The organism is Dyella choica, from assembly GCF_003977665.1.
GTDB lineage: Bacteria > Pseudomonadota > Gammaproteobacteria > Xanthomonadales > Rhodanobacteraceae > Dyella_B > Dyella_B choica.
On the sequence record NZ_RYYV01000046.1, the window covers coordinates 1 to 7981 of the forward strand.

9 protein-coding genes are annotated in these 7981 nt (G+C 57.4%); 5 read left to right on the forward strand and 4 right to left on the reverse strand.

What is annotated here, in order from left to right; genetic code table 11:
* Positions 1–475: 475 nt before the first annotated feature.
* From EKH80_RS23305 to EKH80_RS23325, 5 genes are all read left to right on the forward strand, one after another.
* Entirely contained in the window at positions 476–757 is a 282-nt protein-coding gene (locus EKH80_RS23305) for a type II toxin-antitoxin system RelE/ParE family toxin (RefSeq protein ID WP_126687198.1), read from the forward strand.
* A gap of 3 nt (positions 758–760) precedes the next feature.
* Complete coding sequence (locus EKH80_RS23310) at positions 761–1126, forward strand: addiction module antidote protein (RefSeq protein ID WP_126687199.1); 366 nt, start codon at positions 761–763, stop codon at positions 1124–1126.
* A 494-nt stretch (positions 1127–1620) separates the two neighbouring features.
* The gene (locus EKH80_RS23915) at positions 1621–3120 is read left to right on the forward strand and encodes an RDD family protein (RefSeq protein WP_158628934.1); all 1500 of its coding nucleotides are present in this window, start codon (positions 1621–1623) and stop codon (positions 3118–3120) included.
* A 274-nt stretch (positions 3121–3394) separates the two neighbouring features.
* Positions 3395–4234 carry an SGNH/GDSL hydrolase family protein gene (locus tag EKH80_RS23320; RefSeq protein WP_230473901.1) on the forward strand — a complete coding sequence of 280 codons (840 nt, stop codon included), beginning with the start codon at positions 3395–3397 and terminating at the stop codon, positions 4232–4234.
* Complete coding sequence (locus tag EKH80_RS23325; RefSeq protein WP_126687200.1) at positions 4231–5100, forward strand: NmrA family NAD(P)-binding protein; 870 nt, start codon at positions 4231–4233, stop codon at positions 5098–5100. The genes EKH80_RS23320 and EKH80_RS23325 overlap by 4 nt, the downstream gene beginning before the upstream one ends.
* 34 nt (positions 5101–5134) lie before the next feature.
* On the opposite strand, the gene EKH80_RS23330 is transcribed toward EKH80_RS23325, so the two are convergent.
* The 4 genes from EKH80_RS23330 to EKH80_RS23345 all read right to left on the reverse strand — a co-directional run.
* On the reverse strand, positions 5135–5785 hold the full coding sequence (locus EKH80_RS23330) for a TetR/AcrR family transcriptional regulator (protein WP_126687201.1): 651 nt from the start codon (positions 5783–5785) through the stop codon (positions 5135–5137).
* Positions 5786–5887: 102 nt separating this feature from the next.
* A complete protein-coding gene (locus EKH80_RS23335; protein WP_126687202.1) occupies positions 5888–6541 on the reverse strand; it encodes a DUF3800 domain-containing protein in 654 nt (217 codons plus the stop codon).
* Between the two features lie 258 nt (positions 6542–6799).
* On the reverse strand, positions 6800–7480 hold the full coding sequence (locus tag EKH80_RS23340) for a response regulator transcription factor (protein ID WP_126687203.1): 681 nt from the start codon (positions 7478–7480) through the stop codon (positions 6800–6802).
* A 65-nt stretch (positions 7481–7545) separates the two neighbouring features.
* Positions 7546–7981: Hpt domain-containing protein (locus tag EKH80_RS23345; RefSeq protein ID WP_148110435.1), on the reverse strand; the 436-nt coding region annotated here is incomplete at its 5' end.

Consider the following 7981-nt stretch of genomic DNA (forward strand, 5'->3'; position numbering starts at 1 on the left):
TCACTCCACCTTAGGCTATCGTTCGCCCAACGAGTACGAGCGCTGCCTCGCCTGATATGCCCTATCGGGGTGTCCGAAAAACCTTGACCACGACAGTCCGGCCTTATTGGCCCTACGACACGACGTCGATCGGGGCCTCCAAAAATCGACATCGACCACTCGCCCGTCGCCCCGACGTACGGAAAAGGGGGGGCGACCGGTACGGCACTTACTTAAGCGTATTGCCTGGCTACCGCCGCAATCTGCTCCCTCCCCTACGTGTAGTAGGGGAGGGTTGGGGTGGGGTGAAGCAACCTCGCGTTGAATTCAAGCAAAGCGGCAAGCTCAAACAACGCCGCTCCAGCCCCCCTGCATGCAGGCGAGGGGGCACCTCACGGCAAGTGTCTAGATAAGCGCTTTAGTAAGTGCCATTCGGTACTGACCCTTTTCATTTGTCGGCTTGCAAAAATGTATCCCATTGGATACAGTTCGAGCCATGGGATATGTAGTGCGGCAAACGGAAGATTTCCGCGATTGGTGGCTAGGCTTGCGAGACATTGTCGGTAAGCAAGCTATCACTCGGCGCTTAGATCGACTGGTGGCAGGCAATCTGGGCGATGTGAAGTCCGTCGGTGCCGGCGTATCAGAGTTGCGCATCCAAGCGGGTCCCGGTTATCGCGTTTACTACACAATGCGCGGTCGCGAAATTGTTATTTTGCTATGTGGCGGCGACAAGGGCACGCAGCAGCGTGCCAAGGCGCTAGCGAAAGAGGTGTAACCCATGGCTATTAAAACGTACCCATTTGATCCATCTGAAGCGCTTAGCAGCGAGGAAGATATCGCTGAGTATCTTTCGCAGGTCCTGGAAGAAGGTGATCAAGACGAAATTCTGCGCGCGCTGGGTTATGTCGCCAAAGCGCGCGGCATGACACAGATTGCCGAGGCGACGGGCTTGGGGCGTGAGAGTTTGTACAAAGCGCTGCGACCTGGCGCAAAGCCTTCGTTTGCGACCATCAGCAAGGTCCTGGCGGCGCTTGGCGTGCGGATAACGGTAGCTATGTCACATGCCTCAGCCCAGCCGGTCAACAAGGCTGTGGCGAAGGTCCGAAAGGCCAAGAGGGTAGGTGGCTCTCGCAAGGTGGCATGATGGCGTGGCAACGTTTCGCTGCGCGCAAATCTCGCAGGGGAATGCCCATGGCTTGCAAAAGCCGACGTGAGTTTTGACGAGAAAACGATTTTTGAGCGAGAGCTGTGAACGATCGCTCAGGAATCGCGCGAGAGATGTTGGCGGGGGACGGAATCGAGCTGCTAATACGGGGATTTTCAACAGTGTGAGTGACCAGGATGGTCTGCCACGCCCTCTTCAAGCCCCTGCGTTCGAAAGGAAAGCCGGCAAGCCGGCGCCGCCGATGGTGACACGCTATTGTCTGCCATGGATCAAATGACCGCCAGCACCCCGTGCTGAGCCTGCGCACCCCCGCTGATACCGCACCCTAAACAACTCATGGTCGGTACGTAACCGGGACGGAGAAACCGGGTTGAACTTCATGGTCATGAATTAAGGACTCCCGACGCCTCAGGCATCGGGCGGTAGCATCGTGCGCCCAGGCAAGCGGGGCAGAGGCAAGGTAGGGTTTTAAATTGGCCATCCGTCAAAGGTTCATTCCGGGAAGCAGACAGCAAAAGATTACAATGGAAACCAATAACCCATGGTCGGTGACATTGACCGGAAAGACGGTGGATGGCAGGGAGCCCGCAACGACATGGCAGCAGGTTGCCAAGCTGATGCGCATGGAGGCCAGCGTATTTCAAGAACGCATCCAAGGCCGTTTGCCAGTTACCTTGAAAGCGGTGGCTAAGACTGAGGCATTCGCGCAACGCGATGCATTGATCGAAGCGGGTGCAGACGCCGTCGCGCTGGCCGATCAAGGGCTCCGTCAGCTGTGGCTGCAGACCGATCAAGGCGTTTGCGGACCCATCAGTGAAGCTTATGCGCGTCATGCGCTCGATCGCGGTCTCCTCGACCGACAAATGCGCGCCAGCGTCAAAGGAGAAAATGTCTGGCAGACATTGGAAGCCGCATTGGGCCTGAAGAGCGTGCCTCACGTAGCGCCGAAACCTGAGGTGGGTAAACCGTTGGACACCCCGGCATCCGTGCCGCCGCCGCGGCAACCCGAGGTAAGTAGGCGCCCCGAAACCCCGGCGCCGTCTCGTCATCCACCCCGCGAACTGCCGATGGATGGACCTGCGGACCTCTATGGCGGTTTCTGGTTACGTTTCGTGGCATGGATGATCGATGGCCTGATCATACGAACCGCACTCTTTGTGCCGGAACATGTTTTTGGTTCCACGAGCTTGACCCAGGCTTTGATCGAGTTGGCCGTCCATCTGGTTTATTCCCCCCTCTGGGAATCCAGCGCCAAGCAGGCAACGCCAGGCAAGATGGTGATGGGCCTGCAGGTTACCGACGCCTACGGAAATCGAATCGACATGGGGCAAGCGTTCGGGCGCCATTTGGGCGCGATCCTTTCCTATTTGCCCTTGATGATCGGCTTCGTCATGGCGGGAGTCACCACCCGCAAGCAGGCCCTGCACGATTTGATAGCCGGCACCTTCGTAGTACGCAAGCAAAGTTTGCAGGCTTGGCAAGCTTTGCAGGAGCAGTTCAACGGCGACACTAGGGCTTATCGCCGCGGCATGCCTGGATGGGGCATCGCCGTGCTGGTAGCAATGGGTGGCCTTGTGGCGATCACGGTTGCCCGTGTGGCGATCAAGATCGGCCGTGGGGGCTTTGAGGTGCTTCAGCAGCAGTCTTTACGTGACCAGGTGAATGAAGGCGTCGAGCTCGCTGACGGTGCAAAGCAAGCCGTTGCGGCCCAATTGAAATTCACTCACGTGCCCCCGACGGACAATGCTGCGGTGGGCATCGGTGCGCCGTTGACGTTGACGGGCAAATACGTCTCGTCCATTGCGATCGACAACGGCGTCGTGGTGGTAACCTATGGCAAGCAGGCCAGTCCGCTGTTACGCAACAAGCAGCTGATGCTCATACCGTCGCGCGAGGATGACGACGTGACCTGGACCTGTGACAGTCACGATATCGACGAATCCAATTTCCCTCCTAGCTGTCTCGCTGAATAGCGCAACGCCCTCTCTTGAGCAAACGTTGTGGCGAAATGCTATGTCAGCGTTCTATCGACAAGGTGGGACGCGGGAACCGCCTTTGACAAGCACATGCCTGCACGGGACTTCGACAATAGGAAGACGGCGGTCGAGACACTTGGCTCAAGAATCTGAGCAAAGCGTCCAAAATGCTTTGGTTTCAAGGGTTTTATCGCGTCCAAACGCGAGCTGACGGTCCATGGCTTGATCGATAGCATGCTGACATCTCATCAAAACCTTGGAACGCGCCCTGATGAAAATGTCAGAAGAACAAAGGCACTGGCTATTGAAGGTCTTTCAGCCCGAGAGGACCGTAGCGTCGCTTCCGGGAGCGGCATCGCTCACTGAGGAAGCCCGTGCCGCTTTACTGGGACTCGATCCGGATTACTATTCCGCAGAGCTTGCCAAGCTCGCTAGGGGCGTGAAAGCGTCAGCGCGAATGCTCCTCGCGGAACCCGATATGGGAGCAATGATTGATCGGCTCCCCTTGCGCAAAGATGCTCGAATCTTCGCTTTGGGTGACAGTCGGACCTCAGATCCCCAGTCTTGGGCGGTCATCCTGCAAGAGTTGATTTCAGCGCGCCGGCCCGACGACAACATCACGGTGGTGGCAAGCGCCGTCAGCGGCGATACGACTACTCACGGTCTGGTCCGAATCGGTGAAGTGCTCGCTGGTGATCCGGATTGGGTTTTGTTCTTCCTCGGATTGAACGACGCAAGGACGCAGGGCCCAAAACCCACCAAGACGATGGTTCATCACGAAGAGACGGCCCGAAATCTTGCCGAACTCCGGTCCCGTGTCACCAGTGAGACGGGGGCGCGATGCTTGTGGATCACGCCGGTTGCGGTGAATGAAAACCAGGTGTCCCAACATTGGGCGCTGTCTCGCTTCGGTGTGCGCTTTCGCAACGAAGACATCGCGCAGGTTGCGACAGCCATGCACGGCTTCGGTGATCCGGTCGTCGATTTGTTTCAACGGTTCGATGCTTCGTCGCTGAATGAATGGTTGATGGAGGACGGGCTTCACTTCACGCAAGCGGGGCAGCAGAGAATTGCTTTGGAGATAGTTCGGTCTTGGTGTGAGCTGCGATGAAATACCTTGTCACTGGGGCGACTGGGAACATTGGCTCTCTGGTCACACAGCGTCTTCTCGACGCAGGCGAGACGCCTTGCGTGCTTGTCCGCGATGCCAAGAAAGCGCGGAAGCTATTTGGCGACCGCGTAGAAATCCGGGTGGGCGACCTCGCAAGCTCCCGCAATGATTTGAAGAGCGCGTTCCAAGGGTGTGACGCTCTTTTCCTGGTCAACACCGGCCCCGACTTGGGAGAGCGGGACCACACCTGCGCACTGGCGGCACGCGATGCAGGTGTTCACCATCTCGGCAAACTCTCAACCCTTGACGTCAAAACCGGGGTGGGAACCGGTCCCTGGCACGCGCGCGGCGAAGAGGCCATTCGAGAGAGTGGCGTGCGCCACACGTTCATCCAGACATCGGCGTTTATGTCGAATGCGATGAGTTGGGCGGAGTCGATCCGCATGGATGGCGTGCTTTCTTCATCGACCGGCGAAGGGAAGATCGCTTTTATACACCCTGACGATATCGCCGACGTCGTTGTGTCGGTTTTGTCTCAGGGGGAAACCGCCAATGACGTGCTGGTCATTACAGGTGCCAAAGCTCTGAGTTACAGAGAGATGGCCACGGCTATCGGTGAAGCGATCGGCAAATCCGTCCGCTATGAAGCCCTGTCTGATGCCGAAGCCATGGCGGGCGCGCTGACGTGGGCTGACCGTGCCTATGCCGAAGCGCTGGTCGATATCTGGCGGACCGTTCGCGAGGGTCGGCTCGCCACCGTCAGTGATGGCGTGCAGCAACTGCTCGGGCGAACGCCCAAGAGCTTTGGCGATTGGATTAGCGAGAACGTCCGCTACTTTTCCAAAAGAGCGGGCCGACCCCGATGATCTTGTGCCTTGCTTAAGTATGGTTCGAGGCGAGTTACCGGCCCAGTTCGGGATGGGCGGACAGGTAAGCGAGGGTCGCCTTCACCGCTTCGCCCTTGGCCTCGCGGATTGTGAATGGCGACAAGGCGGCCCCGTGGACGACACCTTCGACCAGACTTGGCAAGACGAACAAGATTCGGTGCATGTTTTCAGGGCCGCGCTGGGCGATGGCCGGCTCAAATACCGCTCGCAGCGCATGGCGAAAATGTTCCGGACCCTCGTTGACCGATGCGGAAATCACCTCGTGCAAGGGAGCATCGACGGAATGCAGATCGACAAGCTCTTCAACGAGATCGACCACAAGTTCGCTGAAAGACGATGACTTGTGGGCTGCCATATGGCGCTCCAGCATGTTTCGAACGTCCCCGACATGGCGCTCATGCAGAGCATGGAAAACCGACTTCTTGTCCGGGAAATATTGATAAAGGGAGCCGATACTGACCCCTGCCACCTCGGCAATGCGGTTCGTCGTGATGGCTGCGGCCCCGTGCCGTTTCATCACCAAGGGGACGGCAGCAAGGACAGCTTCCACAGTTTGCCGTGAGCGCTGTTGCCGGGGAATGCGCCGGGACGAAATATGGGCGTTACCTATCATCCGGTGAAAATATCGAGCGGGTAGGGGCAGGTCAAGGGCGACGCACAGCACACCGTCTCTGCTGCTCTATGGCTATTGTTGGATGGCGTACCTGCGAGGCTTGGGACGGAGGTAGTAAAACAGAGTGAACTACCTCCGTCCCTGAGGTTTCTATTAAAAGAACAACTTGGTGAGCTTTATGTGGGGCGCCAAAACGTTGAACTGAGCGCTCTTGTTGAATTCGAAATGGCTATGAACAACCCCCGATAAGAAGTCGGTGAATTGAAGGTTTTTTGAGTATTTGCTTTCAATTTTCTGAGTTCTGAGCTGCGTAGGCACTTTGAGTTCAAAACCTAACCAAATCGACAAGTAATCATGCATGCTATTTCCACTGTCCACCTTGATGGAACGCGGATCTGGAATGAATTCCACTAAGTTATGTTTGGCCATTTCATTCACGAGGAGCAGCTTGACCATGTAGTTGTAAAGCTTGTTACCGTCATCCCGAAGATGCGGTAAGACTTTTTGCTTTTCGACAACGATGGCGTGGTAGTTCACCTGTCCGTGGTTTTTCGCGAGCTCCGCTGCTTTATGGGCAAAATGATTTCGAGCCTTATCTGGCGCCTTGATCCATTTCTTTTCTTTTGTGTGGTCCCACCTTGCGCCGTGATACACATCTTTCATCACACGCTCTGGGCGATGGTCGTCCGTGTCGGGTAAAGAGACCGCAGCGATTACGAGATGCCGACTCGATCCACCTTTGCCGTAGGGCTGGTCAAACTTCCATCCTAGGTCGCCGCTTTCATCAGCGTAGAAGATTTGGCCCATCGCCAGAGAAGTCCTTTTCAGCCAAGAAAAAAGGGCCCCTTTCGGGACCCTTGTTTTGGTGACAGACCCTAAGGCCGGCGCGCTTAGATCGCGCTTACGACGTCTTCTGCAGAGTATCGCGGTTTACCTAGGACTTACCTGTCGAGGTCCATATTACAGAGCTAGGAGGGCGGCTGGCAAGTTATTGTAAATCAGCGACTTACTTTTGCCCCAATGATCAGCAGCCTATCGCCGGAAAGGCAAAGCCGCCGACCCGGCTCACACCCGCTGATACCGCAGCCTGAACAACTCATGGCCGGTGCGTAAGCCAAGCTTACGGAAGGCCGAATGCTTCTGCGCGCTGATCGTGGTGACCGATCGGGAAAACTTCTTGGCGATGGCCGCGATTGACATGCCATCGAGCATGCAGCGCAGCACCTCATGTTCCCGTGGGGAAAGCTTGAAGGAGTTCAGCAACCCGTCGTCGAGGTCCGCAACGGGCTCGTCACTGGGTTTGGCAGGGTGAATACGATCGGTAGCATCGGCCAGGTGCTGGCTGATATAGGTTCGGCCCGCCGCCACCGCTCGGATGGCCGCATGTAGTTCGGACTCGTGCTGCGTCTTGCCAATAAAGCCGTGGGCGCCGGCCTTCATCGCCAGAGCTATCGTAGGGGCGTTGCAGTGGGACGACACCACCAAGACCCGTACACGCGGATGTTGCAGGTGTAAGGAGCGTAGGAGCTTGGCACCATCGGTATCCGTTGCACCCAGGGCATAGTCCGTAACTATCACGTCGGGTTTGTCGTCCTTTAACGCTTCGAAGAGTTGCCGAGGCGTGCAAAAGCTGCCTGCTATGTCCATTCCGTACTCATGCTTGAGCAATAGCTCCATGCCACGGCGTACCAGCACGTGGTCTTCGAGCAACATCACGCGTAAGCGCGGCAACAGGGTATCGGACATGGCCTACTTCCTTTTCAGATTAGCCTGGCGTTCCCTTTTCCTTTCACGCTGCCCGCCTCTTTGGCTTAGTCAAAGTGGCGGGCGATAGCGGCTTTCAACGCGGCGAGCGTTCGCTGTATTTCATCCGGCTGCAGCGGTGCATAGCCTCTTGCCGCGAGTTCCAGCCGATCCGCCAGCTCGGCCGCCCGATCCGCATGCAGCACCAGCGCCGCACCCTTCGCGCGATGCGCAAAGCGCACCATGTTGGCGGTGTCCTGCCTTGCCAGGGCGCGCTCATACTCCTGGACGTCCGCGTCGATACATGCTCTGCGCCATCGGGGTGGCAGGGGTTCATCCGGCGCTTGATCGGCGGCAGGTGGCAGGTCGAGCCACCGCGCGAGGGTGGCATACAGCTCCTCGGGACGTACTTGATTAGCGTCGAGTCTCAGTAGGGTTTCGTAGATCCCGCTCCGGCAAGGGGCGGGATCGGAGTAAGCCGGCAGCCAGGTCTGCGAGCATCGC